The sequence below is a fragment of the Pseudomonas sp. CF161 genome (assembly GCF_000416215.1).
Taxonomy (GTDB): domain Bacteria; phylum Pseudomonadota; class Gammaproteobacteria; order Pseudomonadales; family Pseudomonadaceae; genus Aquipseudomonas.
Window position 1 is genome coordinate 121,016 of the sequence record NZ_ATLP01000033.1, and the last position, 26,600, is coordinate 147,615.

The window sequence follows — 26,600 nt, forward strand, 5'->3', positions numbered from 1 at the left end:
ACGCAAAACTCGCGGAAAATTTTATTGCTAAAAAACCACAATTACATAGTATATTATCGTGCACAACGGCATTACTCAGCGCGCCCTAGGCATTATAAGCGCCCGAGTATTTTTTAGTCTTGACTGCCAGTACAGTCTTTAATAATGCAACGGGCTGCCTAGTTAAGTTTTTTCCCTTCAAACGAACTGGACTTATTAAACCTTCATCAACTCAGCCGCACCGCTTAAGCCAGAGCATTTGATCTTGTGGTTCTTCAAACTCTTTTTTTCCAGTACCAGAAGAGACTTGGAGTGCCCCCACTACACAGGAAGCAGTCTGCAAGGCCTCTAGAGCGATTCAACCTTGCTCATTCAATCTATCTGGCCGACTCCAGCACCACAGCCAAATAAGACAGGCTCCATACGTGCGTAGGCAGAACATTAGCGATTCCACCCCCTATAGATGCCAGCGTGAAGACTATGGATCTACAGTGAATATTCGTCGTGCGCCGAGCGGTCGCCTAAAGCTCACGCTGTAAGGACGGGAGGTGACGCGAAGGCGAGTGTATACGCATTGACAACCGACTGCAGGCCTGCAACACCAGTATCAACGCGGCATCACAAAGCATCATGCCCAACATTGACGACGCTGACATCAAGTGAAAAGACGACAATGCCCACCCCAGCGGCAGTACTCCACCCACTGATCGAACACGGCCTCGAAGGTATGCTCTGCCGCAAAACGAACAGCACGGCGCTGCTGTTTTCGGTGCTCATAAGGATTGATGCCTTGGGCAACCAAGGCGCGCGCCTCGTCACGTCGTGTGCGCGCTTCTTTGAGGCTGATTTGCGGGTAACAACCCAAGGACATACGCTTCTGCTTGCCCGTCCAGTAGTAACGGAAAAGCCAGATTTTTCCGCCGCTGGCCGTCACATTGAGCGTGAGACCATCGCTGTCACCGAGAGTGTAGTCATTACCGGTGATTCGGGCGTGCCGAACTGCCATTTCTGAGAGTGCCATCGCGAGCTCCTGAACAGAGTCAGGGCCAGATGCTCATCTCGCTACGCAAACTGCTCCAGCAACAAACCGATTCAGTGCGCATCAGAATCCTGGACTTAATCTTGGACTTAAACGCACCGGATAATGCTGGATTTCAGTGGTTCCCGCCGGAACGAAAAAAGGACCCGAAGGTCCTGATTTCAATCACTTACAGAATTCAGTGGAACTCTGCAGTGCAATATTTGGAGCGGGAAACGAGACTCGAACTCGCGACCCCGACCTTGGCAAGGTCGTGCTCTACCAACTGAGCTATTCCCGCGTCTTGGTGGTGCGCATTTTATAGAAATCAGAAGCTGCGTCAAGCCCTTGATTCAAAAAAGTTTTATTTCTTTTCCGCATTGGTCTTCAGGTGCGGCCACGCGGCGCGCAGGTATTGCAGCATCGACCACAAGGTCAGGCCTGCGGCGATCAGCAGCAATGCATAGCCGACCAGGACCCAGAAGCTGAAGTCCGACGGGTTGGCCAGCAGGATCACCAGCGCCAGCATCTGTGCGGCGGTTTTCCATTTGCCCATGTTGGACACGGCAACGTGGGCACGGGCGCCGAGTTCGGCCATCCATTCGCGCAATGCCGAGACAACGATTTCACGACCGATGATCACCGCCGCCGGCAAGGTCAGCCACAGGTTGCCGTGTTCTTGCACCAGCAACACCAGAGCCACCGCCACCATCAGCTTGTCGGCCACCGGATCGAGGAAGGCACCGAACGGCGTGCTTTGCTCCAGGCGGCGCGCCAGGTAGCCGTCCAGCCAGTCGGTTGCAGCGGCGAAGGCAAACACCGAACTGGCCGCCATATAGCTCCAGCTGTAGGGCAGGTAAAACAGCAGAATAAAAATCGGGATAAGCAGGACGCGTAGAACGGTGATCAGATTAGGGATATTCATCGGCACAACTGGCTACGAGGTGAGGTGGCATTCTACTCGCTATGCAGGCTTGCATAAATCGACTCTGCGAGCTTTTTACTGATCCCCGGTGCTTTGGCGATCTCTTCGATGCTTGCACGAGACAGCTCCTGCAATCCACCAAAATGTTTGAGAAGCTCCCGCCGCCGCTTCGGCCCCACGCCCGCCACCCCTTCCAGGGTCGAGGTGCGCCGGGTCTTGCCACGCCGGGCACGGTGCCCGGTGATCGCGAAACGGTGAGCCTCATCGCGAATCTGCTGGATCAGGTGCAGCGCCGGCGAGTCACCTTTGAGGGTGAACTCGTGGGCCGCGTCATTCAGGTACAGGGTTTCGAAACCGGCCTTGCGCGTGGCGCCCTTGGCCACGCCGAGCAGGATCAGGTCCGGCACCGCCAGCTCGTTGAGCACATCACGGGCCATGGACAACTGGCCCTTGCCGCCGTCCACCAGCAGGATGTCCGGCAACTTGCCCTCACCGTCCTTGAGCTTGCTGAAGCGTCGGGTCAGGGCCTGATGCATCGCCGCGTAGTCATCGCCGGCGGTCACGCCTTCGATGTTGTAGCGTCGATAGTCGGACTTGATCGGCCCCTCGGGGCCGAACACCACACAGGACGCCACCGTGGCCTCACCGCTGGAGTGGCTGATGTCATAGCATTCCAGGCGCTGCGGTGGCTCGTCGAGGTTGAGCACTTCGGCCAGGGCATCGAACCGGGCCGCCACATGCTGCCGGTTGGCCAGGCGCGCACTCAAGGCCTGCTCGGCGTTGGTCACCGCCAATTGCTGCCAGCGGGCCCGGGTACCACGCACCCGGTGGCTGATGCTCAGTTCACGCCCACGCTGTTCATCGATGGCGGCAATCAGGGTCGGGAAGTCTTCGTGGACCACGTTGACGATCAACTCGGCCGGCAAGTCGCGCTCGGGGCTGCTGATAAAGTATTGGCCCAGAAACGCCAGCATGACCTCGGCCACCTCCTCCTCGATACCGACCTGGGGAAAGAAGTTCTTGCTGCCCAGCACTCGTCCGCCGCGCACGCTGATCAGGTGCACACAGGCACCGCCCGGATTGACGAACGCCGCCACTACATCCACATCGCCAGTGCCGCCTTCCATGCTCTGCTGGTCCTGGACCCGGCGCAGCAGGGAGATCTGGTCTCGCAGCTCAGCGGCCTTTTCGAAGTCCAGGGTGCTGGCGGCAGCTTCCATTGCGCTGGAAAGCTCGTCGGTCAGGGCATTACTGCGCCCCTCCAGGAACATCACCGAATGCCGTACGTCTTCGGCATATACCGGCGCTTCCACCAGGCCGACGCAAGGCGCCTTACAGCGTTTGATCTGGTACTGCAGGCAGGGCCGGGTGCGGTTCTTGTAGTAGCTGTCCTCGCACTGGCGGACCATAAAAGTCTTCTGCAGCAGGCTCAGGCTCTCGCGAATCGCCCCGGCGCTGGGGTAAGGACCGAAGTACTTGCCCTTCTGCTTTTTGGCACCACGATGGATGCTGAAGCGCGGAAAGTCGCCATCAGACAAAAACACATAGGGATAGGACTTATCGTCACGCAGCAGGATGTTGTAGGGCGGCCGCCATTCCTTGATCAGCGTCTGCTCGAGCAGCAGGGCCTCGGTTTCATTGGCGGTGATGGTGGTTTCGATCTGCGCGATGCGCCCCACCAGGGCGGCGGTCTTGGGCGCCAGACCGGTCTTGCGAAAGTAGCTGGCCAGGCGGTTTTTCAGGTTCTTGGCTTTACCGACGTAGAGCAGGCGCGCTTCGCTGTCGAACATGCGATACACGCCGGGACGGCCACTGCAGGTAGAAAGAAAAGCACTGGGATCAAACTGGTCAGTCATTATCAGGCGCTGGCATCGACCATGCCGTGGCGAACCGCGAGCAACGTCAACTCGACATCACTGCTGATCGAGAGCTTCTCGAAAATACGGTAACGGTAGGTGTTCACGGTTTTCGGCGACAGGCACAGCTTGTCGGAGATGATCTGCACTTTCTGGCAGCCGACAATCATCAGCGCGATCTGGATCTCACGCTCGGACAAGGCGTCGAACGGCGAATCACTGGAAGGCTGGAATGACTTGAACACCAGTTGCTGGGCGATCTGCGGGCTGATGTAGCGCTGGCCGGCAAACACCAGGCGGATCGCCTGGACCATTTCGTTGAGGCCGGCACCCTTGGTCAGGTACCCGGCCGCACCGGCTTGCAGCAAGCGGGTCGGGAACGGATCTTCTTCACAGACCGTGACGGCCACGACTTTGATGTCAGGATGGCTGCGCAGCAATTTGCGCGTCGCTTCAAGACCACCGATACCGGGCATCTTGACGTCCATCAGGACCACATCGGGTTTCAGCTCCCGAGCCTTGAGCAGGGATTCCTCTCCCGACTCGGCCTGTCCGACTACTTGCAGGCCATCGATGTCAGCCAGCATTCGTGTAATGCCTGTACGAACGAGATCATGGTCATCGACTACTAGCACCCTAATCAAGCAGACACCTCGCGAAATGGTCTTATAGGTTGCCGGACACCTTAGCAAAAAAGCAGCGCCCAGACCTAATGGCAGCGCGACATAAAAAGCATCTATTCACAATAATCAGCGTTTACCGAGTTATCCCTAAGTAAATGCTTGGCTCTCAGGTCTCGCGCACCCCGACCTTTCTGCGCGACACACTGGAAGCAGAGAGCTCTGCGAGGGTCACGGTCAGGCGCCGGATGGCATCCTGATCCTCCTTGAACAACGCTCTGTAGCTGTCCAGCACCTTCTCCTCCGACTGGCTCAGATGACCGACATGGACCGGAATGCGGCTGCCGGTCAACACATACAGCACATCCACCCCCTGGGCGGCGACCCGTGACAGATAATCCGCCTTGGGCGCACGATCGCCACTTTCGTATTTGCCTTGCGCGTTGGCTTCAACGCCGCCTATTTCACCAAAAACTTTCTGCGACATGCCCAGGCGCTCTCGCTCCCGTCGCAACCGCGAACCGATTCCACTCATTTGGATGTATGATCCCATTTTATACACCCCTAGGGGTGTTACACTCTTCACGCACTGAACAAATTTGAACGGTTTTGAACTATGCCCGGTATCCGCACTGCCGCACAAGCCAAGGCCTGGCTAGAACACCAAGGTAAATCCGTCCAACAGTTCGCACGTGAACACGGTGTCGATCCAGCGACCACCTATCAGGTGCTGGCCGGACGCAAGAAAGGTCGGCGCGGAGAAGCGCATAAAGTCGCGGTGCTGCTGGGCATGAAGGACGGGATCATTCTGGCCGACGAAATACCCGCTCAACTCCCTACCGTCGAGCCTTGACAGCTAATCGGAAGCAGACCCAGCTAGCCAGGTGCGACACAGTGCCGCTCCATCCGTAGAAAACACTCGTCTTCGCCCACCACCTCAAGCCCCATCCGCCGATAGAGCCCCTGGGCCGGGTTGTCCTTGAACACGGTCAAGCGCAACAGGCCGCGCCGCTCATGGCGTGCCTTCGCCAACATCTGTTCGATTGTCCAGGCGCCAGCGCCCTGCCCTCGGCGACGGGCCTGCACGTGCAGTTCGCGAATATAAAGCGCCTTGAGATCACGGCTCAGGCTGACAAAACCCAACCGCTCGACACCCCGGCAGATCAGCCAGTTCTCGCGCCCGGCCCAGGCGACGTCAAACGCCTGATCCAACCACAGCAGGTCGTGGCGAATGTAATAGCCAAGCATTGTTTCGCGGGTGAGGTCGCGGGCGAACGCCAGGTCCGCCGCGCTGGCCGGGCGCAGTTCGAATTCACTCAAGAGCACAGGACGCCCACGATACGCTCGCTCCAAGCCTGCCCTGCTCGGCGGCCGCGGCCGCGGCCATAAAGTCGAGGTGCCGGGCGATATTGCCAGGCAGGTCGCCCGCCACGGAAATCGATTGGGCAGCAGCAATGGTCAGTGTCGGCATGAATGATCCTGAAGGGCGGCAACGCTCGCGAGCAGCGAGTGTGTCATAAAACTTCCGGGGGCTTAATCCATAGATGCCGGCCTCAATCACCATAGAAATTAGTGATTGAATCGCGACCCCCGCCTCAAGTAAGCTCGCCCCACTTCACGGAGAAACAGCATGTTGCCCCTCACCCCTTCCACGCATCGTCACACTGCCAGCGCCTCGCGCTCGGTGGCGGCTGCCCGGGTGAACAACGTCTGCGCTCCGGCAAGCTTTTATTTTGGGTATTGGTTTAGCCACTGGCGCGCCTGATACCCAAACGGCGCCCATTTCACGGGTCGCCCACCAGAGAACTTCTCACCCCCGGTCGGCTTCCCGACCGGGGGTTTTGTTTTTTCAGGGCTGCAAATTTTTAGCAACACACCGAATTTACTGAGGATTGACCCATGAACTACGCCACTTATTACCGTTACCCATCCTTCGCCTGGCGATTTAGCAACCTCCGTTCGGGACAGCCTGCCGCCTCCGATCGGTCACCTACTGGTGGCAACCCAGGATCAACCGCCAACCCGGCCAATTGTCGAACACCCCAGTAGGGCCGCGCGCGGGAACCGCCCCGCCGCCTGCCCAGGAAGCCTTGCACATGAACTCGTCCGTCTCTGCCCTGCCGCTGTCCACCCTGTCTTCTGCCAATGAAGCCCTGACCCAGCGCCTGCCCAGCTCGCTTGCCCTCAAGCAGCAACTGCCCCTCAGCGCGGCCTTGCAGCAGCAAGTCGCCACCCATCGCCAAGCGGTGCGCAACATTCTCAACGGTGAAGACTCCCGTTTGCTGGTGGTCGTCGGCCCCTGCTCGATCCATGACCCACAGTCCGCTATTGAATACGCCACCCATCTGGCCCGCCTGGCGGCCGAGGTCAGCGACGACCTGCTGCTGGTGATGCGCGCCTACGTCGAAAAACCCCGGACCACGGTCGGCTGGAAAGGCCTGGCCTACGACCCACACCTGGACGGCAGCGACGACATGGCCGGCGGCCTGACCCTGTCCCGCGAGCTGATGCGGCAGATGCTCGAGCTGGGCCTGCCGATCGCCACCGAACTGTTGCAACCGATGGCGGCCGGCTACTTCGATGACCTGCTGAGCTGGGTGGCGATTGGCGCACGCACCACCGAATCCCAGATCCACCGCGAGATGGCCAGCGGCCTGGCAATGCCGGTGGGTTTCAAGAATGGCACCGACGGCGGTGTCGGCATCGCCTGCGACGCCATGCGTTCAGCGGCGCACCCCCATCGCCATTTCGGTGTCGACAGCCAGGGCCACCCGGCCATCATCCAGACCCCAGGCAACCCGGACACCCACCTGGTGCTGCGCGGCGGCCACCGTGGGCCTAACTACGACCGCGCGCAGGTGGCCCAGGTGCAGCACGAGCTGCAGAAGCTGAAGATCCCGGCGCGGATCATGGTCGATTGCAGCCACGCCAACAGCGGCAAGGACCCGCTGCGCCAACCGGCGGTGTTCAATGACGTGCTGCAACAGCGCCTGCACGGCGACCGCTCGCTGGTCGCGGTGATGCTGGAGAGCCACCTGTTCGAAGGCTGCCAGCCCCTGAGCCCCTCGATGCGCTACGGCGTATCGGTGACCGACGGCTGCCTGGGCTGGGACGCCACCGAACACTTGCTGCGCAACGCCGCGCAACAATTGCGGGCGCTGCCGGCGTCCGCCTGACAGCCCGCGCAGCGGCGACAGCACCGTAGCCGCTGCCGCCAGGCTGCGCTGACCCTTGAGGGCTGGCCAGCGGTCGCGGCGGTAACGCGTTGAAGGAACTTTGACGAGAAATAGCCACCTGAATCCGGTAGGCTCTCCACTTTCTTGAAAGGAGCAACTCCCCATGGCCAAAGCCACTGCCCGTCACATCCTCGTTGCCGACGAAGCCAAGTGCAACGCACTGAAATCCGAAATCGAAGCCGGCGCAGACTTCGCCGAAGTCGCGAAAAAGAACTCCACCTGCCCATCCAGCCGTGATGGCGGCAATCTGGGCTCGTTCGGCCCTGGCCAGATGGTCAAGGAATTCGACACCGTGGTGTTCAGCGCCCCGATCAATGTGGTGCAAGGCCCGGTGAAAACCCAGTTCGGTTACCACCTGCTGGAAGTGACCAGCCGCCAGGACTGATCCTGTCGCGTTTTGTGTCCATGACGGCCCGCCTTTTGGTGGGCCGTTGTGTTTGGGAGATGGCTTGCGGCTGGCAAGCGAGGCGCCGCTAGCGTACAAATCATGCTCTTCGATCACCCGGCTGGTAAGGCTGACAATGCGACTGTTTTTCCCCACCGTGATGTTCACCGCCCTGACGCTGATGCTGGGCGCCGCAGGTGCCAGTGCCGCACCGCAACACGCCCTGACCGTCTACGGCGAACCGGCCAAGTACCCCGAAGGCTTCAGCCACTTCGCCTACGCCAATCCGCAAGCCCCCAAGGGTGGCAGCATGCGCCGCTCGGCGGTGGAGATCGGCCGTTTCGACCATGTCCTGCCTTATATAGACAAAGGCATCGGCGTGTCCCAGCTCGACGGGATGGTCTATTCGCCCCTGGCTCAGCGCTCGCTGGATGAGCCCTACACCGTGTATGGCCTGGTGGCCGAGAAGATGGAGCGCGCCGACGACGGCCTGTCGCTGCGCTTCTACCTCAACCCCAAGGCGCGCTTCGCCGACAACACGCCGATCACCGCCGAAGACGTGCGCTACAGCTACGACCTGCTGATGACCCAGGGCAGCCTGCGCTACCGCAGCCAGTTCGAGGACGTCAAAAACGTCGAGGTGGAATCGCCGCGAGTGATCCGATTCGACTTCAAGAGCAACGAAAACCGCACCCTGCCCCTGGATATCGCGACCCTGCCGGTGTTCCCAGAACACTGGTGGAAGAGTCGCGACTTCGCCAACGGCGGCGGCTATGACATCCCCCTGGGCAGCGGCCCGTATCGGGTCGACAAGGTCGACTCCGGACGCAGCATCACCTTCGCCCGCAACCCCGACTGGTGGGGCAAGGACCTGCCGGTGAGCCGCGGCCTGTACAACTTCGACCGTTTCAGCGTCGAGTATTTCGGCGACATCGACGTCGCGCGCCAGGTCCTGCGCGGCGGCGCCTACGACTACAACCGCGAGTTCTCCGCCACCGGCTATTCCGTCGGCTACGAAAGCCCGCCCCTGAAGGACGGCCGCCTGCAAAAGGCCCACCTCGCAAAATCGGCGCCACAAATAGCCCAGGGCTATGTGTTCAACCTGGACAAACCGATGTTCCAGGACCGCCGCGTCCGCCAGGCCCTGGCCATGCTCTGGGACTACGAATGGAGCAACCGGCAGATGATGCGCAACATGTACATCCGCCAGCAGAGTTTCTTCTCCAACACCGCACTCGCCGCCCGCAGCCTGCCGGACGCCGAAGAACTGAAAATCCTCGAGCCGCTGCGCGGGCAGATCCCCGATGAAGTCTTCACCCAGGTCTTCGAAGCGCCCAAGACCGATGGCAGCGGGGTGATCCGCGACAAACAGCTGCAAGCCCTGGCCCTGCTCGAACAGGCCGGGTGGAAGGCCGAGGGCGACACCCTGGTCAACGCCGACGGCGAGCCCCTGAGCTTCACCTTCCTCATCACCCAGAACTCCATCGAACGCCTGCTGCTGCCCTACAAACGCAACCTGGCGCAGATCGGCATCACCTTGAACATTCGCCGCATCGACCCCTCGCAATACGTCAACCGCCTGATGGCCCGCGACTACGACATGATCGTCACCGGCTACCCGGTGACCACGTCGCCGGGCATGGAGCTGTTCAACTATTTCGGCTCGGCAGCGGCCAAGGATGCCGGCTCCAACAACTACATGGTGCTCAAGAATCCGGCGGTCGACACCCTGGTCAATGGCGTGGTGAAAGCCACCAGCCAGCCGGAGATGCTGCGCTACGCCCATGCCCTGGACCGGGTCCTGCAGTGGAACCACTACTGGATCCCCAACTACTACCCGCCAGGAACCTCCACCGTGTGGTGGAACCGCTTCGGTATCCCGGCAGTGCCCGCCAGCAACGACGAAGCCATCGAAAGCTGGTGGGAAGTCAGCAGCACCGCACTGACCAATGAACAGATGGCCGCCGAGCTGATCCGCCGTGGCAAATCCGGAGGACGTCACTGATGCTGGGCTACATTCTGCGGCGCCTGCTGCTGATCATTCCGACCTTGCTGATCATCCTCCTGGTGAATTTCGTCATCATTCAGGCCGCGCCGGGCGGCCCGGTGGAACAGGCCATTGCACGCATGCAGGGGATCGGCGGCGGTGGCAGCGTCGGCGGTTCCGGCGACATGAGCAGCGGCAGCTCCCGGGCCAGTCGCGGCCTCGATCCGAAACTGATCCAGGACATCGAGAAGCAATACGGCTTCGACAAACCGGCCCACGAACGCCTGTGGCTGATGCTCAAGAACTACGCGCACCTGGATTTCGGCAAGAGCTTCTTCCGTGGCGCCACGGTCACTGACCTGATCCTGGAAAAAATGCCGGTGACCATCTCCCTCGGCCTCTGGGCAACCCTGATCACCTACCTGGTGTCGATCCCCCTGGGGATTCGCAAGGCGGTGCACCACGGCAGCCAGTTTGATATCTGGAGCAGCACCGCGATCATCATCGGCTATGCCATGCCGGCGTTCCTGTTCGCCATGTTCCTGATCGTGCTGTTCGCCGGCGGCACCTCGCTGAACTGGTTTCCGGTGCGCGGCCTGGTCTCGGACAACTTCGAGCAACTGAGCACCCCGGGCAAGGTCGCCGACTACTTCTGGCACCTGGTGCTGCCGGTGACCTCCCTGGTGATCGGCGGTTTCGCCACCCTGACCATCCTCACCAAAAACTCGTTCCTCAACGAAATCACCCGCCAGTACGTGGTCACCGCCCGGGCCAAGGGCCTGAGCGAACGCCGGGTGCTGTACGGCCATGTGTTCCGCAACGCCATGCTGCTGGTGGTCTCGGGCATTCCCCAGGCCTTTATCAGCGTGTTCTTCGCCGGCTCGTTGCTGATCGAGGTGATCTTCTCCCTCGATGGCCTGGGGCGCATGAGCTACGAGGCGGCGGTGTCCCGGGATTACCCGGTGGTGTTCGGCTCGCTGTTTATCTTCACCCTGTTCGGCCTGCTGATAAAACTCATCGGCGACCTGTGCTACACCCTGGTCGACCCGCGTATCGACTTCGCCGCGAGGAACGCCTGATGCTCACGCTTTCTCCTTTGGCGCGTCGGCGCTTCGACCGCTTCAAGAAAAATCGCCGCGGCTGGTGGTCGCTGTGGCTGTTTATCGGCCTGTTTATCCTGACCCTGGGCGGCGAGCTGATCGCCAACGACAAGCCGCTGGTGGTCAGCTATCAGGGCTCGTTGTACTTCCCGGTGTTCAAGCGTTACACCGAACAGGAATTCGGCGGCCAGTTGCCGTTCCAGGCCGACTACCGCAGCGACTACGTGCAGCAACTGATCCGCAAGGATGGCGGCTGGATGCTGTTCCCGCCGATCCCGTTCAGTGAAGACACACCCAACTACGACCTGACCCAGCCGGCCCCCAGCCCGCCCTCGGCGGTGAATTGGCTGGGCACCGACGACCAGTCGCGCGATGTGCTGGCGCGGGTGATTTATGGCGCGCGGGTGTCGATCCTGTTCGCCCTGGCCCTGACCGCCATCAGCGCACTGATCGGCATCGCCGCCGGCGCTCTGCAAGGCTATTACGGGGGCTGGGTCGACCTGTTGGGCCAGCGTTTGCTGGAGGTCTGGTCGGGGCTGCCGGTGCTGTACCTGCTGATCATCCTCTCGGGGTTCGTCGAGCCCAATTTCTGGTGGCTGCTGGGGATCATGGCGCTGTTCTCCTGGCTGGCCCTGGTCGACGTGGTGCGCGCCGAGTTCCTGCGCGGGCGCAACCTGGAGTACGTCAAGGCGGCGCGAGCCCTGGGCCTGACCGATCGCAAGGTGATCGTGCGGCACATTCTGCCCAACGCCATGAACGCCACCTTGAGCTACCTGCCCTTTATCCTGACCGGCGCCATTTCCACCCTCACCGCCCTGGACTTCCTCGGCTTCGGCATGCCCGCCGGCAGTGCGTCCCTGGGCGAGCTGATCGGCCAGGGCAAGCAGAACCTGCAGGCACCGTGGCTGGGGCTGACGGCGTTTTTCACCCTGGCGCTGATTCTGTCGCTGCTGGTGTTTATCGGCGAGGCGTTGCGCGATGCCTTTGATCCCCGATCTTGATCCACGATCTTGATCCCCGATCTTGATCCACATTCATGAAGCGGACTGTAGCAATGACTGACAACCTGATCGAAATCCGCCACCTGAATGTCGCCTTCGGCGAGCAGACGGTGGTCCGCGACCTGAGCCTGGACATCCGCCCCGGTGAGTGCCTGGCCCTGGTGGGCGAGTCCGGTTCGGGCAAGTCGGTGACCGCGCACTCGATCCTGCAACTGCTGCCGCAGACCGGTTGCAGCAGCTCCGGCAGCGTGCGTTACCGGGGCCAGGAGCTGCTGGGCGCCGAGCCTGCCACCCTGCAAAAGCTGCGGGGCAATCGCATTGCGATGATCTTCCAAGAGCCCATGACCTCCCTCAATCCGCTGCACAGCATCGAAAAGCAGATCGGCGAAACCCTGCTGCTGCACAAGGGCCTGGGGGGCAAACAGGCCCAGGCGCGGATCCTCGAACTGCTGGAGCTGGTGGGCATCCAGAAGCCCCAAGAGCGGCTCAAGGCCTACCCGCACCAGCTTTCCGGCGGCCAGCGCCAGCGGGTGATGATCGCCATGGCCCTGGCCTGCGAGCCGGAACTGCTGATCGCCGACGAACCCACCACCGCCCTCGATGTGACGGTGCAGCGCAAGATCCTGCTGCTGCTCAAATCCCTGCAACAGCGCCTGGGCATGTCCCTGCTGCTGATCAGCCACGACCTCAACCTGGTGCGGCGCATCGCCCAGCGGGTGTGCGTGATGAAGGCCGGGGAAATCGTCGAACAGGCCGACTGCGAAACCCTGTTCAGCGCGCCGACTCACCCTTACAGCTGCGAACTGCTCAACGCCGAACCCGAGGGCGAAGCGCTGTGCCTCGATGCTCGGGAAACGGTGCTGGAGGTGGACAACCTGAGGGTCGACTTCCAGATCGGTGGCGGCCTGCTGCGCCGCAAGCACTACCTGCGGGCGGTGGATGGCATCAGCCTGAGCGTGCAGCAGGGCAAGACCCTGGGAATTGTCGGCGAGTCGGGCTCGGGCAAATCGACCCTGGGCCAGGCGATTTTGCGGCTGCTGGATTCCCAGGGCGGCATTCGCTTCCAGGGCCAGGCGCTGGAGGGCCTGACCCAGAAGCAACTGCGGCCGTGGCGCAAACAGATGCAGGTGGTGTTCCAGGACCCATTTGGCAGCCTGAGCCCACGGATGTCGGTGGCGCAGATCATCAGCGAAGGGCTGGAGGTGCACAGCCAGTCGACCGCCAGGCAATGCGAGGCGCAGGTGATCCAGGTGCTGCAGGAGGTCGGCCTGGACCCTGCCAGCCGTCATCGCTACCCCCATGAATTCTCCGGCGGCCAGCGCCAGCGCATCGCCATCGCCCGCGCCCTGGTGCTGAAACCGGCGCTGATCCTGCTCGACGAACCGACCTCGGCCCTGGACCGCACGGTGCAAAAGCAAGTGGTCGCGCTGCTGCGCCACTTGCAGGAAAAACACGGCCTGACCTACCTGTTTATCAGCCACGACCTGGCGGTGGTCCGCGCCCTGGCCCACGACATGATCGTGATCAAGGACGGCAAAGTCGTCGAGCAAGGCCCCAGCCACGAGGTGTTCGAAGCTCCCCAGCACCCGTACACCCAAGAACTGCTGGCCGCTGCGCAGCCTGGATAGTTGCCGTAACGCCGCAACCTAGCTGCTGCCGAGGTACGAGGCAGCGGCTACAGGGTTTGAATCATCGGGCATAATCCCGGGCGCACATTTTCTGGATGCCAGCATGAACGACAGCGAAAACCTCAAGGACTATAAGCGGGTGCGCCAGTTGGCGATCCGTTCGCTGTTCGAGATCATCGAGCAGTCCAGCGAGGGCACGGTGATCGTCGACCGCGACGCCAATATCGTCTGGATGAACGAGCGTTATGCCCGGCGTTTTGGCCTGGAATCAGCCGCCTTCGCCATCGGCAAGGCCTGCGAAAGCGTGATCCCCGGCAGCCTGTTGCGGGAGGTGGTGCGCACCGGGCGCCCGATCCTGCTGGACATGCAAGACACCCCCAAGGAGCCGCTGGTGGTGATGCGGCTGCCGATCCATGACGCCGCCGGCAGCGTGATCGGCGCCATCGGCTTTGCCCTGTTCGATGAGCTGCGCAGCTTGTCACCCATGCTCAAGCGCTACCTGAGCATGCAGGAAGAACTGGCCTCGACCCGCTCCCTGCTGCGCTCGCGGCAGACCAAGTACAACTTCGCCCACTTCATCGGCACCAGCGCCGCCAGCCTCGAAGTCAAGCGCCGCGCCCGCCGCAGCGCCAGCGCCGACTCCCCGGTGTTGCTGCTGGGGGAAACCGGCACCGGCAAGGAGCTGCTGGCCCAGGCCATCCACGCCGCCTCGCCGCGCGCGCACAAGGCCTTTGTCAGCATCAACAGCGCGGCTATCCCCGAAGCCCTGCTGGAAGCGGAGTTCTTCGGCACCGCCCCCGGGGCCTTCACTGGCGCCGACCGCAAGGGCCGCTCCGGCAAATTGCAGATCGCCCAGGGCGGCACCCTGTTTCTCGATGAAATCGGCGACATGCCCCTGCCCCTGCAAAGCAAGCTGCTGCGGGTGTTGCAGGAAAAGGAATTCGAACCGGTGGGCTCCAATGAGGTGATCCAGAGTGATGTGCGAATCATCGCCGCCACCTCCACCGACCTTGAGGCCGCCATCAAGCGTGGCGAGTTTCGCGCCGACCTCTATTACCGGCTCAATGTGCTGCCGATCCAGGTGCCCGCCCTGCGCGAGCGCCTGGACGACCTGCCGGCCCTGAGCGAAGGCATTCTCGAAGAACTGCGCAGCCAGCATGAACTGGACCGCGAGGCGCTCGCCCTGCTGGGCCAGCATGGCTGGCCGGGCAATATTCGCGAGCTGCGCAATGTGCTGGAACGGGCGGCGCTGCTGAGCGACAAGCTGATGCTCAATGCCGAGGATATTCGGGCGGCCATCGGCAGTTTCAGCCCGCTGCCACGGGATGCCGCCCCTCAGATGATCGAGGCGCAACCCCAGGAAACCTTCGCCGCCGCCCGGGAACGGTTCGATCGGCAACTGATCAGCAGCACCCTGGCGCAATGCGCCGGCAAGGTAGACGAAGCGGCCCGGCGCCTGGGGTTGGGGCGCTCGACCTTGTACAAGAAGATGGCGGCGCTGGGGATTGCCGAGTCTCAATAACGAGACATAACTCTCCACATAGAGACAACTCAGTCCGTGGCTAGGGAGCTTGCTCCCGCTGGGCCGCAACGCGGCCCAAAACCCCAAAACTTTGGTATTGCTGACCCAACCCGGAGGCTGGTTTGGGAGCGCTGCGCACCCCAGCGGGAGCAAGCTCCCTCGCCACGCCGTCTCGATTTTGAGAATTAGTGCAGCCACAACCGTGATAAAATAAAAAATATCCTTATTTTTCATAAAGTTAGATATCTGGCACAGTTCTCGCTATACGCCTCTCCACACGCAACACCCCACAAAAATAACAATTCTGGAGAGACACACCATGAGTGTGATCATTGCCCTGGCAGCCCTGGCGCTGCTGATGCTGGCGGCCTACCGTGGCTACAGCGTCATCCTGTTTGCCCCCATTGCCGCCCTCGGTGCGGTGCTGCTCACCGACCCATCCGCCGTGGCGCCCGCCTTTACCGGGGTGTTCATGGAGAAGATGGTCGGCTTTATCAAACTCTACTTCCCGGTGTTCCTGCTGGGCGCGGTGTTCGGCAAGCTGATCGAGCTGTCGGGCTTTTCCCGCTCCATCGTTGCCGCCGCCATCCGCCTGCTGGGCACCCGCCAGGCCATGCTGGTGATCGTGCTGGTCTGCGCCCTGCTGACCTACGGCGGCGTTTCGCTGTTTGTGGTGGTGTTTGCGGTCTACCCGTTCGCCGCCGAGATGTTCCGCCAGAGCAACATCCCCAAGCGCCTGATCCCGGCGACCATCGCCCTGGGCGCGTTTTCCTTCACCATGGACGCCCTGCCCGGCACGCCGCAGATCCAGAACATCATCCCCAGCACCTTCTTCAACACCACCGCCTGGGCCGCGCCGTGGCTGGGGGTGATCGGCACCATCTTCGTGTTCTGCGCCGGCATGCTGTTCCTCCAGCGCCAGCGCAACAAGGCGCAGAAGGCCGGTGAAGGCTACGGCACCGAACTGCGCAACGAGCCGGAAACCGCCGAAGATATCCAACTGCCCAACCCCTGGATCGCCCTCTCGCCGCTGTTGATGGTGGGCATCATGAACCTGCTGTTCACCCACTGGATCCCGCTGTGGTACGGCAAGACCCACAGCCTGGCGCTGCCGGGCATGACCGCGCCGGTGACCACCGAGATCGCCAAGCTCACGGCAATCTGGGCGGTGCAGGCGGCCTTGTTGATCGGCATCCTGATGGTGCTGGCATTCGGTTTCTCGGCGATTCGCAGCAAACTCGCCGAAGGCAGCAAAAGCGCAGTCAGCGGCGCGCTGCTGGCGGCGATGAATACCGCGTCGGAATACGGTTTTGGCGCGGTGATCGCCTCCCTGCCGGGCTTCCTGGTGCTGGCGGACTGGCTGAAAAGCATCCCCAACCCGCTGGTCAACGAAGCCATCACCGTGACCCTGCTGGCCGGCATCACCGGTTCGGCCTCGGGCGGCATGAGCATCGCCCTGGCGGCCATGTCCGAGAGTTTTATCAGCGCCGCCCACGCCGCCAACATTCCCCTGGAAGTGCTGCACCGGGTGGCCGCCATGGCCAGCGGCGGCATGGACACCCTGCCCCACAACGGCGCGGTGATCACCCTGCTGGCGGTGACCGGGCTGACCCACCGCGAAGCCTACAAAGACATTTTCTGCATTACGCTGATCAAGACGCTGGCGGTGTTTGTCGTGATCGCCACTTTCTACGCCACAGGCATTGTGTGAGGTATTGATGACCACTCTTTCCGGCAAGACCGCCCTTGTGACCGGCTCCACCAGCGGCATCGGCCTGGGGATTGCCCTGGGCCTGGCCAAGGCTGGGGCCAACCTGATCCTCAACGGCTTCGGCGATGCGTCGAAGGTCATCGCCGAGGTGGCGCAGTTCGGCACCCGGGTCGGGCACCACCCGGCGGACGTCAGCGACCCGGCGCAGATCACCGAGATGTTCGCCTACGCCGAGCGTGAGTTCGGCGGCGTCGACATCCTGGTCAACAACGCCGGGATCCAGCACGTGGCGGCGGTGGAAGAGTTCCCGGTGGAGCGCTGGGACTCGATCATCGCCATCAACCTGTCGTCGGTGTTCCACAGCACGCGCCTGGGGTTGCCGGGGATGCGCGCCAAGGGCTGGGGGCGAATCATCAACATTGCCTCGGTGCACGGCCAGGTGGGTTCGGTGGGCAAGGCCGCCTATGTCGCGGCCAAGCACGGGGTGATCGGCCTGACCAAGGTGGTGGGCCTGGAAACCGCCGCCAGCAACGTCACCTGCAACGCCATCTGCCCGGGGTGGGTGCTGACCCCGCTGGTGCAAAAACAGATCGACGACCGCGCTGCCAGCGGCGTCGATCCGCAACAGGCGCAGCATGACCTGCTGGCAGAAAAACAGCCGTCCCTGGAGTTCGTGACCCCGGCTCACCTGGGTGAGTTGGTGCTATTTTTATGCAGCGAAGCCGGCAGCCAGGTGCGCGGCGCGGCGTGGAACATCGATGGCGGGTGGCTGGCGCAGTAACACTGCCCATGCCCTAATGCCGATCAGTTAAGCGCTAGAGCGAACGAAACATCACCTGTGGCGAGGGAGCTTGCTCCCGTGGGGCCGGCCGACGCTCCGGGGCGTAGCCGTCGCCTTTTTGGGGCCGCTACGCGCCCCAGCGGGAGCAAGCTCCCTCGCCACAAACAGCGACACAGCCCCACCCCACATAAGAAGAAATAGAGGCCTTGCATGTCCGACATTCTCTGGCAACCCAGCGCCGAGCGCATCGGCAAGACGCGCATCGACGCCTTTCGCCGCTTGATCAATCAACGCCACCACCTGACCCTCGACGACTACCCGTCCCTGCACCAGTGGAGCATCGACCAGCGCCAGGACTTCTGGCAGGCGATTGTCGATTTCTTTGAGGTGCGCTTTGAGCAGCCGCCCGAGTGCGTGCTGCGCGAAGGCCCGCAGATGCCCAGCGCCGAGTGGTTTCCCGGGGCCACCCTGAACTTTGCCGAACACCTGCTCAGGCGCCGGGATAACGGGGTCGCCGTGGTGGCGATCAACGAGAACGGCCAACGCGAACAACTGACCTTCGCCGAGCTGGCGGCCCATGTCGCCGGCCTGCAACAGAGCCTGCGCGCGGCCGGCGTGGGCCTGGGCGACCGGGTGGCGGCGTGCATGCCCAACACCTGGCAGACCCTGGTCGGCATGCTGGCCACCACCAGCCTCGGGGCGATCTGGTCCTGCTCCTCGCCGGACTTCGGCACCCAGGGCGTGATCGACCGCTTTGGCCAGATAGAACCCAAGGTGCTGATCACCTGCGCCGGTTACCGCTACGCCGGCAAGGACATCGACCAGAGCGCCAAACTCAACGAGATCCTCGAACGCCTGCCGTCCCTGCAACAGCTGATCATCGTGCCCTACGCGCGCCCCGAAGCCCGGGTCGACGACTTCCACACCCCGGCCAAGGTCGCGCTATGGGACAGCTTCTACCGCCCCGGCGGCACGCCTGAATTCGTCGCCGTGCCTTTCGCCCATCCGCTGTACATCCTCTATTCCAGCGGCACCACCGGCGTGCCCAAGTGCATCGTCCACAGCACCGGCGGCGTGCTCCTGCAACACGCCAAGGAGCACGGCCTGAACACCGACCTGGGCCCCGGCGACGTGCTGTTCTACTACACCACCTGCGGCTGGATGATGTGGAACTGGCTGGTCTCGGCCCTGGCGGTGGGTGCAAGCCTGGTGTTGTATGACGGCTCGCCGTTCCACCCCGGCCCCGAGCACCTGCTGGACCTGGTCGACCAGGAAGCCATCAGCGTGTTCGGCACCAGCCCCAAATACCTCGCGGCCCTGGAAAAGGCCGGCCTGCAACCGCGCCTCAGCCATGACCTGGGCAGCCTCAAGACCCTGCTCTGCACCGGCTCGCCGCTGTCGCCGCACAGCTACGACTACGTGTACCGCGAACTGAAACAGGAGCTGTGCCTGGCCTCGATGTCGGGTGGCACCGATATCGTGTCCTGCTTTGTCATCGGCAACCCGTTGCAGCCGGTGCGCCGTGGCGAAATGCAAGGCAAGAGCCTGGGCATGGCCATCGAAGTGTGGAATGACCAGGGCCAGCCGGTGATCGGCGAAAAGGGCGAGCTGGTCTGCACCCGCCACTTCCCGGCGATGCCCATCGGCTTGTGGAACGACCCGCAGCAGGAAAAACTGCGGGCCTCGTATTTCAGCCAGTTCCCCGGGGTCTGGGCCCAGGGCGACTACGCCGAACAACTGGCCCACGGCAGCTGGCTGATTCATGGCCGCTCGGATGCGGTGCTCAACCCCGGCGGCGTGCGCATCGGCACGGCGGAGATCTACCGCCAAGTGGAAAAAGTGCAGCAGGTCAGCGAAAGCCTGGCCATCGGCCAGCAGTGGGACGGCGACGTGCGGGTGGTGCTGTTTGTGCGCCTGCAGGACGGCGTGCAGCTCGATGCAGCGCTGCAAGAGCAGATCCGCCAGGTGATCCGCGCCAACACCACACCGCGCCATGTGCCGGCGAAGATCCTCCAGGTCAGCGACATTCCGCGCACCATCAGCGGCAAGATCGTCGAGTTGGCCGTGCGCAACGTGGTGCACGGCATGCCGGTGAAAAACACCGATGCCCTGGCCAACCCCGAGGCCCTGGAGCAGTTTCGCGACCGCGCGGAACTCGCCACCTGACCCCGATCGCCCATCGATAACCGCCGGGCCAGAGAGGTGCCCCCTCCTGGCCCGAGCCGCCTGAACCCGCGCAAAAAACGCCTTCTGCCGGTGTCGTCATGCCCCGCAACCTGTCTAGACTGGTCATCCGTGGCAAAAACGAGTGAAATACGCCACTCACCGGCGCCGAGCCCCTCCGTTTGAATAGAAATCCCCAAGCATGGGACTTTTTGAAGTGCCAGCCGTCTACTGCTTGCATGCCTCTGCTGACGCGGCTCTAGAATCGAGCTTCACCCAGGACCCTCGACATGAACGTCTCCCCCAATGCCCGCGAAGCCGAAACCCTGATTGCTCGGCTGGACTGGACCACCACCCCCCTGGGGGCAGCCGGCCAATGGCCGCAAAGCCTGCGCACCGCCGTGGACATCGTGATCCACTCGCCGATGCCGATGATGCTGTTGTGGGGCGAACAACTGACGCAAATCTACAACGACGGCTTTGCCCTGCTGGCGGGCAACAAGCACCCCCAGGCCTTCGGCAAACCGGTGGACCTGGCCTGGCCGGAACTCAAGGAGTTCACCGCCCCCATCTACAGCGCCGTGCTCAAGGGCCAGGTGCGCAGCTTCAATGAACAACGCTTTACCCTGCAAAACGGCGGTCGCGAATCCGACCTGTGGCTCGACCTGACCTACAGCCCGATCCGCGACGAGCGTGGCGAAGTGGCCGGGGTGCTGATTACCGCCATCGAAACCAGCGAACGGCGGCGCATCGCCCTCGAACTCAAGCAGCGCTCCGAGGCCAGCCTCAAGGCCCAGCACGAAACCGAAGAGCGCCTGCAACTGGCCCTGGCCGCCACCGATGCGGTGGGCACCTGGGACTGGAACATCGGCGACGACCGCTTTATCGCCGATGCGCACTTCGCCCAGCTGCACAGCATCGATCCGTTGCAGGCCGGGCAACTGCCCATCAGCGACTACCTCAACGGCGTGCACCCCGAAGACCGTGGCATGGTGGCGCGCAGCATCAAGCACTGCATCACCCATGGCACCGAATACGCCGAGGAATACCGCCTGCAACTGGCCGACGGCCAGGTGCGCTGGGTGTTTGCCCGGGGCCGTTGCTACAAGGACCACCACGGGCGGCCGACGCGTTTTCTGGGTGCTGCCCTGGACCTTACCGAACGCAAGCAGATGGAACAGGCGCTGCGCCAGAGCCAGACCGAGCTGCAACTGATCATCAATGCCATGCCGGTGCTGATCGGCTACGTCGACCGCGATGAGCGCTTTCGCCTGAACAACAGCGCCTACCTCGACTGGTACGGCCTGACCCCGCAAGAGCTATACGGCAAGAGCATCCGCGAGGTGATCGGCGACGAGATCTACGCCACCCGCGTCGAGCAGATCAGCGCCGCGCTGGCGGGCACCCCCTGCAGCTTCGAGGCCGACTCGCCCCATCGCGACGGCCGCCCACGGCATGCACTGATGAAATACCTGCCGCGCTACAGCGCCGACGGGGCGGTCAACGGCTTTTATATTTTCGTGATCGACGAGACCGAGCGCCGGCAAACCGAAGAGGCCCTGCGCAACCTCAACGAGACCCTTGAAGAGCGGGTCAACCAACGCACCCAGGCCCTGGCCACCGCCAACCAGCGCTTGCAGAGCGAGATGTTCGAACGCGAGCGCGCCGAAGAAGCGTTGCGCCACGCGCAGAAGATGGAAGCCGTGGGCCAGCTCACCGGCGGCATCGCCCATGACTTCAACAATATGCTGACCGGCATCATCGGCAGCCTCGACCTGATGCAGCGCTATATCGACAACGGCCGCAGCGCCGAGATCGGCCGTTTTACCGAAGCCGCGGTGTCCTCGGCCAAGCGCGCCGCCGCCCTCACCCATCGCTTGCTGGCGTTCTCCCGCCGCCAGTCCCTGGACCGCCAGCCCCTGGACCCGAACCAGCTGGTGCAGTCCCTGCAAGAGCTGTTCATCCACACCAAGGGCGAGCACATCGAGCTCAAGCTGGCGCTGGGCGAAGGTGTGTGGCCGGTCAACACCGATGCCAGCCAACTGGAAAACGCCCTGCTCAACCTGGTGATCAACGCCCGCGACGCCATGCCCCACGGCGGCGAACTGCTGATCGAAACCGCCAACAGCTACCTCGACGGCAGTGACATCCGCACCCTGGAACCGGTCAAGGCCGGCGACTACGTGATGCTCGGCGTCCGCGACAACGGGGCCGGCATGAGCCCGCGGGTGCTGGCCAAGGCGTTCGATCCGTTTTTCACCACCAAACCCATTGGCCAGGGCACGGGCCTGGGGCTGTCGATGATCTATGGTTTTGCCCAGCAGTCCGGCGGCCACGTGACCATCACCAGCGAACCCAACCAGGGCACCAGCGTGCGCCTGTACCTGCCCCGGCTGTATGCCGCCCCCGAGGAAAAACCCATACCCGACGGCACCGGCGAGGCACCCTGCGCCATGGCCGGCGAAACCGTGGTGGTGGTCGAGGACGACCCGGCGGTGCGCATGCTGGTACTCAATGTGCTCGGGGAACTGGGCTACACCGCGTTCGAGGCCGAAGACGCCAAAAGCGCGCTGCCGCTGCTGGAGTCGCCGATCCGCGTTGACCTGCTGGTGACCGACGTCGGCCTGCCGGGGATGAACGGCCGCCAGCTGGCGGAGATCGCCCGGCAACAGCGGCCGCAGCTCAAGGTGCTGTTCATGACCGGTTACGCGGAAAAGGCCGCCGAACGCCAGGGCTTTCTCGAAGCCGGCATGGACCTGATGGCCAAGCCGTTTTCCATCGACGACCTGGCCCAGAAGATTCGCCAGATGATCAGTCAGCCTGGTTGATTTCAGGCATAATCCGCGGCCGCCGTCCGCACCGTTCCAAGGTAACTGCCCGATGAAAGCCCAAGCCCGCCATATCCTGGTGAAAACTGCCGAAGAGGCCGAGCAACTCAAGCAACGCATCGCCAAGGGCGAAGCCTTCGATGTGCTGGCCAAGAAGTTCTCCACCTGCCCCTCCGGCAAACGCGGCGGCGACCTGGGCGAAGTACGACCGGGACAGATGGTCGGCGCCATCGACCAGGTCATCTTCAAAAAGCCCCTGCGCACCGTGCATGGCCCCATCAAAAGCAAATTCGGCTACCACCTGGTGCAAGTCTTCTACCGCGACTAACCCGCACCGCCGCCCCCTGTAGCCGCTGCCGATAGGCTCGGCTACAGGACGACGGAACGACAGGGTTAATTTCGAGGGATCAGCGCGCCGGGGAACTGGATGACCTGGCTGGCCAAGCGGTGCCCCGCCTCAGCAGCCTCCAGCGGGCTGCCGCCCAACAGGCGCCTGGCCAGGTACGCGGCGCTGAACGAATCCCCTGCCGCCGTAGTGTCCACGACCTTTTCCACCCGCTGCCCTGGCACCTCGAAAGATTCCCCGGCGCAGCGGATCAAACAAGGTTCGGCGCCGCGCTTGAGCACCACTTCCGCCCTATCGGCATACGCCGCAAACACCGCTGCACTGTCGGCAAACCCAAACAACGCCTGCTCGTCATCCAGGGTCAACAGCGCCAGGTCCACATGCTGCAACACCGCACGGTACGCCGCCCGGGCCTGTTCGACCGACATCCACAACCGCGGCCGGTAGTTGTTATCGAACACAATCTGCGCCCCCCGCTTATGCGCCTCGATCAACACCTCCAGCAACCTCTCGCGCCCCACCGGCCCCAGCACCGCCAGGGTGATGCCACTGAAATACAGCACGTCATAGCCCGGCAGGGCCGCAAGCATCGGCGCCGCCGCCGGGGTGGTGAAGCAGTCGCGGACCGCCGCCTCATTGCGCCAATACAAAAAGCGCCGCTCGCCCTGGGCATCGGTCTGGATGCAGTACAGGCCGGGCAAGCGCCCAGGCAGGCGTTGCACCCGCTCCAGGCCAATGCCTTCGGCAGCCCAGCTTTGGCACATGGCCTCACTGAAACTGTCATCGCCCAGGGCGGTGACGTAATCCACCCGCCCCTGGCCGTGCAACTCCCGGGACAGGTACACCGCGCTGTTCAAGGTATCGCCGCCAAAACTCTGTTGCAGGCTGCCGTCGTGGCGTTGTTGCAACTCGATCATGCATTCGCCGATGCAGGCGATGCGGAGGGTGTGGTTCATGCGTGGCACCTCTGCGCCCGAAGTGATAAGGGTGCGCCCCGGGGGAGCGCACCGTTGCCGCGTGCTTCTAGAAGCAGGTGTCCAGGCTCTCGATCACTCGCAGGTGCTCATCCACCAGCAACCCGGTGCGCCATTTATCGAAGGTCAGACACGGGTGCGAAGTGCCGAAGGAAATGATGTCGCCAATGCGCAGCTCCACCCCCGGCGCCACAGTGAGAAACGCATGCTGATCCATCACCGCCGTGACCTTGCACGCCCCCACATCATCCCCGGCGCTGGCCTCGGTCCCGGCGCGATAACGCCGCAGCGGCACCGGCAGGCCGGCGTCGTAGGCCACATCGCGCTTGCCCAGGGCCACCACGGCAAAACCCGGCTCCGGCAGCGACTGCACATGGGCCCAGACCTCCATGGCCGGGCGCAGGCCTTCCTCCAGGTCGGCGCGGCGATCCAGCACGCAGCACTGCGCTTCTTTATAGATGCCGTGGTCATGGGCCACGTAACTGCCCGGGCGCAGCACACTGAGGAAACGCCCCTTGGCGTTGTGGGTCTCGAAGGATTCGGCAATCAGGTCGTACCAGGCCGAACCCGAGGCGGTGATGATCGGCCGCTCGATGGCGAACAGCCCGTCGTTGTGCAGGTCCACCGCCAGGCGCACCAGGGAGTCGGCGAACTGGCGAATGCCGCTGATGGCCTGATCGCCATGGATCACCCCCTCATAACCTTCGATCCCGCACAGGGCCAGGGCCGGCTGCGCCTGGATCGCCTTGGCCAACGCCAACACCTCCTGCTCGCTGCGGCAGCCACAACGCCCGCCGACCACGCCGTACTCGATCATCACCTTGAGCCGGACCCCGCGCTGAGCGAAAAACGCCCCCAGGTCGGCCACGCTGTCCGGGTGATCCACCATGCAATAAAAGTCGAAATCCGGGTCCGCCAGCAGCTCGGCGATCAGCGCCATGTTTGGCGCGCCTACCAGCTGGTTGGCCATCAACACCCGGCGCACGCCATGGGCGTAGGCGGCGCGGGTCTGCACCGCGGTGGCCAGGGTGATGCCCCAGGCGCCGGCCTCCAGCTGACGCTGGAACAAGCCCGGCATCATGCTGGTCTTGCCGTGGGGCGCCAGCTCGGCGCCGCTGTCGCTGACGAACGTCTGCATCCAGCGGATGTTGTGTTCCAGGGCCGCGCGGTGCAGCACCAGGGCCGGCAGGCTGACGTCCTGCAACAGGCTCGCGCCCTTGGCAGCGGCGCCCTTTTCCACCAGCGGCAGATCAAAAACGGAAGACATGTTGGCACTCCTTATTCAAGGCGGCTGCGCACAGCCGCCGGGCAGCATTAATCGTTGATACGCCGGGCCAGGCGGTTGGCGCTGTCGATCAGCACCCGGCGGTATTCCTGATAGTGGGTCTGGGCGTCGGCCCGGGGCGCGACGATGCACAGGGTGCAGATGCACACCCCGCGCTCATCCCGTACCGGCGCGGCAAAGCAATGGGTGAAGGTGTCGGCCACGCTGTCGAAGGAAAAGAACCCATCCTCGGTGGCCTGGCGGATTTGCGTGAGGAACGTCTCCAGGGGCAGGCGTTCACCGTCGGGCAGAATGAAGTCCCGCTCATCGATCAGATCGACAATCTGCGCATCGCTCAAATGCCCCAGCAACAGCCGCCCGGAAGCGGTCCAGGGAATCGGCGCGTTCTCGCCGATGTCCGAGGAAATACGGAAATGCCGCTCGCCCTCCTTCATCAGCGCCACGGTGTATTTGCGCCCGTTGAGCAGGCACATCTGCGCGGTTTCGTGGGTCTGGCTGACGATTTCCTGCAAGGCCTGATCGGCCTCGCGGCTCAGGTCGAAATGGCGCAAATGGGCCTGGCCGAGAAAGTACAACTGGCGGCCCAGGTACACATGCCCATCCTTGCCCACCGGCTCCAGAATCCGCCGCTCCAGCAAGGACGCCACCAGCTCGTAGACCGTGGACTTGGGGCTGCCGATGCCGTTGGCGATATCGTTGGGGCGCAACGGCTGACCGACCTCCTTGAGGAAATCAAGAATATCGAACGCCCGATCCAGGCCCTTGGCCCGGCGCTTGATGGTGTCTTCAGTCATCTATCTGGCATTCCCCTGGAAATTGGTCGCTCACTCTATCCTCACTTGCCCCATGCGGCAGAGCACTTAGCGCTTCTTGTAGGCAACGCAATCAATTTCAACCTTGCAATCCACCATCATATTGGCCTGTACGCAGGCCCGGGCCGGTGCATGTTCGGGCTTGAAATACTCGCCGAACACCTTGTTGAAGCTCCAGAAATCCCGCGGGTCTTCGAGCCACACGCCAACCCGCACCACGTCCTCCAGGCCGTACCCGGCCTCCTCCAGAATCGCCACCAGGTTGCGCATGGTCTGCCGGGTTTGCTCGACGATCCCGCCGGTGATGATCTCGCCGTCCAGGGCCGGCACTTGCCCCGACACATGCAGCCAGCCATCGGCCTCCACGGCGCGGGCGAAAGGACGAGGCTGACCGCCTCCAGCGGTGCTGCCGGTGCCGTAACGAGTAATGCTCATGGGTACTT

22 protein-coding genes, 1 tRNA gene and 2 pseudogenes are annotated in these 26,600 nt (G+C 62.9%); 13 read left to right on the forward strand and 12 right to left on the reverse strand.

Going from position 1 to position 26,600, the window contains the following annotated elements:
* Positions 1 to 664: 664 nt before the first annotated feature.
* From CF161_RS03375 to CF161_RS03400, 6 genes and pseudogenes are all read right to left on the reverse strand, one after another.
* Positions 665 to 1,000: pseudogene (locus tag CF161_RS03375) on the reverse strand (Arm DNA-binding domain-containing protein); the annotation flags it as partial.
* A 222-nt stretch (positions 1,001 to 1,222) separates the two neighbouring features.
* Positions 1,223 to 1,298: transfer RNA gene (locus tag CF161_RS03380), tRNA-Gly, on the reverse strand.
* Positions 1,299 to 1,361: 63 nt separating this feature from the next.
* Positions 1,362 to 1,922 carry a CDP-diacylglycerol--glycerol-3-phosphate 3-phosphatidyltransferase gene (gene pgsA / locus CF161_RS03385; protein WP_020295155.1) on the reverse strand — a complete coding sequence of 187 codons (561 nt, stop codon included), beginning with the start codon at positions 1,920 to 1,922 and terminating at the stop codon, positions 1,362 to 1,364.
* A gap of 32 nt (positions 1,923 to 1,954) precedes the next feature.
* The gene (gene uvrC, locus CF161_RS03390) at positions 1,955 to 3,778 is read right to left on the reverse strand and encodes an excinuclease ABC subunit UvrC (RefSeq protein WP_020295156.1); all 1,824 of its coding nucleotides are present in this window, start codon (positions 3,776 to 3,778) and stop codon (positions 1,955 to 1,957) included.
* Between the two features lie 2 nt (positions 3,779 to 3,780).
* The gene (gene uvrY / locus CF161_RS03395) at positions 3,781 to 4,422 is read right to left on the reverse strand and encodes a UvrY/SirA/GacA family response regulator transcription factor (RefSeq protein ID WP_020295157.1); all 642 of its coding nucleotides are present in this window, start codon (positions 4,420 to 4,422) and stop codon (positions 3,781 to 3,783) included.
* A 145-nt stretch (positions 4,423 to 4,567) separates the two neighbouring features.
* Positions 4,568 to 4,933: a helix-turn-helix domain-containing protein gene (locus tag CF161_RS03400; RefSeq protein WP_043228572.1), complete on the reverse strand. Its 366-nt coding sequence runs from the start codon at positions 4,931 to 4,933 to the stop codon at positions 4,568 to 4,570.
* 81 nt (positions 4,934 to 5,014) lie between these two features.
* Here CF161_RS03400 and CF161_RS32030 point away from each other — a divergent pair, with 81 nt between their 5' ends.
* Positions 5,015 to 5,251 carry a DNA-binding protein gene (locus CF161_RS32030; protein WP_078468827.1) on the forward strand — a complete coding sequence of 79 codons (237 nt, stop codon included), beginning with the start codon at positions 5,015 to 5,017 and terminating at the stop codon, positions 5,249 to 5,251.
* 23 nt (positions 5,252 to 5,274) lie between these two features.
* Here the strand turns inward: CF161_RS32030 and CF161_RS03405 are convergent, their stop codons facing one another.
* Both CF161_RS03405 and CF161_RS32750 read right to left on the reverse strand, forming a co-directional pair.
* Positions 5,275 to 5,718, reverse strand: a complete 444-nt coding sequence (locus CF161_RS03405) for an N-acetyltransferase (protein WP_043228522.1) — start codon at positions 5,716 to 5,718, stop codon at positions 5,275 to 5,277.
* 37 nt (positions 5,719 to 5,755) lie between these two features.
* Positions 5,756 to 5,869, reverse strand: a pseudogene (locus CF161_RS32750) (carbon-nitrogen hydrolase family protein); the annotation flags it as partial.
* A 625-nt stretch (positions 5,870 to 6,494) separates the two neighbouring features.
* Here CF161_RS32750 and CF161_RS03410 point away from each other — a divergent pair.
* From CF161_RS03410 to CF161_RS03465, 12 genes are all read left to right on the forward strand, one after another.
* Positions 6,495 to 7,574 carry a 3-deoxy-7-phosphoheptulonate synthase gene (locus CF161_RS03410; RefSeq protein WP_020295162.1) on the forward strand — a complete coding sequence of 360 codons (1,080 nt, stop codon included), beginning with the start codon at positions 6,495 to 6,497 and terminating at the stop codon, positions 7,572 to 7,574.
* A gap of 163 nt (positions 7,575 to 7,737) precedes the next feature.
* Positions 7,738 to 8,019, forward strand: a complete 282-nt coding sequence (locus CF161_RS03415; protein WP_020295163.1) for a peptidylprolyl isomerase — start codon at positions 7,738 to 7,740, stop codon at positions 8,017 to 8,019.
* Positions 8,020 to 8,155: 136 nt separating this feature from the next.
* On the forward strand, positions 8,156 to 10,024 hold the full coding sequence (locus CF161_RS03420) for an extracellular solute-binding protein (protein ID WP_020295164.1): 1,869 nt from the start codon (positions 8,156 to 8,158) through the stop codon (positions 10,022 to 10,024).
* Positions 10,024 to 11,085, forward strand: a complete 1,062-nt coding sequence (locus CF161_RS03425) for a microcin C ABC transporter permease YejB (protein WP_020295165.1) — start codon at positions 10,024 to 10,026, stop codon at positions 11,083 to 11,085. The genes CF161_RS03420 and CF161_RS03425 overlap by 1 nt, the downstream gene beginning before the upstream one ends.
* On the forward strand, positions 11,085 to 12,107 hold the full coding sequence (locus CF161_RS03430) for an ABC transporter permease (RefSeq protein WP_020295166.1): 1,023 nt from the start codon (positions 11,085 to 11,087) through the stop codon (positions 12,105 to 12,107). The genes CF161_RS03425 and CF161_RS03430 overlap by 1 nt, the downstream gene beginning before the upstream one ends.
* 53 nt (positions 12,108 to 12,160) lie before the next feature.
* Positions 12,161 to 13,735, forward strand: a complete 1,575-nt coding sequence (locus CF161_RS03435) for an ABC transporter ATP-binding protein (protein ID WP_020295167.1) — start codon at positions 12,161 to 12,163, stop codon at positions 13,733 to 13,735.
* A 103-nt stretch (positions 13,736 to 13,838) separates the two neighbouring features.
* A complete protein-coding gene (locus tag CF161_RS03440; RefSeq protein ID WP_020295168.1) occupies positions 13,839 to 15,257 on the forward strand; it encodes a sigma-54-dependent Fis family transcriptional regulator in 1,419 nt (472 codons plus the stop codon).
* A gap of 319 nt (positions 15,258 to 15,576) precedes the next feature.
* Positions 15,577 to 16,968: a GntP family permease gene (locus CF161_RS03445; RefSeq protein WP_020295169.1), complete on the forward strand. Its 1,392-nt coding sequence runs from the start codon at positions 15,577 to 15,579 to the stop codon at positions 16,966 to 16,968.
* A gap of 7 nt (positions 16,969 to 16,975) precedes the next feature.
* A complete protein-coding gene (gene hbdH, locus CF161_RS03450; protein WP_020295170.1) occupies positions 16,976 to 17,749 on the forward strand; it encodes a 3-hydroxybutyrate dehydrogenase in 774 nt (257 codons plus the stop codon).
* 210 nt (positions 17,750 to 17,959) lie between these two features.
* Entirely contained in the window at positions 17,960 to 19,915 is a 1,956-nt protein-coding gene (locus CF161_RS03455; RefSeq protein ID WP_020295171.1) for an acetoacetate--CoA ligase, read from the forward strand.
* 287 nt (positions 19,916 to 20,202) lie between these two features.
* Complete coding sequence (locus tag CF161_RS03460) at positions 20,203 to 22,740, forward strand: PAS domain-containing protein (protein ID WP_020295172.1); 2,538 nt, start codon at positions 20,203 to 20,205, stop codon at positions 22,738 to 22,740.
* Positions 22,741 to 22,792: 52 nt separating this feature from the next.
* A complete protein-coding gene (locus CF161_RS03465) occupies positions 22,793 to 23,068 on the forward strand; it encodes a peptidylprolyl isomerase (RefSeq protein ID WP_008369722.1) in 276 nt (91 codons plus the stop codon).
* Positions 23,069 to 23,133: 65 nt separating this feature from the next.
* Here CF161_RS03465 and CF161_RS03470 read toward each other — a convergent pair whose 3' ends face one another.
* From CF161_RS03470 to CF161_RS03485, 4 genes are all read right to left on the reverse strand, one after another.
* A complete protein-coding gene (locus tag CF161_RS03470) occupies positions 23,134 to 24,042 on the reverse strand; it encodes a sugar kinase (RefSeq protein ID WP_020295173.1) in 909 nt (302 codons plus the stop codon).
* Between the two features lie 67 nt (positions 24,043 to 24,109).
* Positions 24,110 to 25,327, reverse strand: a complete 1,218-nt coding sequence (locus tag CF161_RS03475) for an amino acid deaminase (RefSeq protein ID WP_020295174.1) — start codon at positions 25,325 to 25,327, stop codon at positions 24,110 to 24,112.
* Between the two features lie 47 nt (positions 25,328 to 25,374).
* The gene (locus CF161_RS03480; protein WP_020295175.1) at positions 25,375 to 26,139 is read right to left on the reverse strand and encodes an IclR family transcriptional regulator; all 765 of its coding nucleotides are present in this window, start codon (positions 26,137 to 26,139) and stop codon (positions 25,375 to 25,377) included.
* 66 nt (positions 26,140 to 26,205) lie between these two features.
* Positions 26,206 to 26,592 carry a RidA family protein gene (locus CF161_RS03485; protein WP_020295176.1) on the reverse strand — a complete coding sequence of 129 codons (387 nt, stop codon included), beginning with the start codon at positions 26,590 to 26,592 and terminating at the stop codon, positions 26,206 to 26,208.
* Between the last annotated feature and the right edge of the window lie 8 nt (positions 26,593 to 26,600).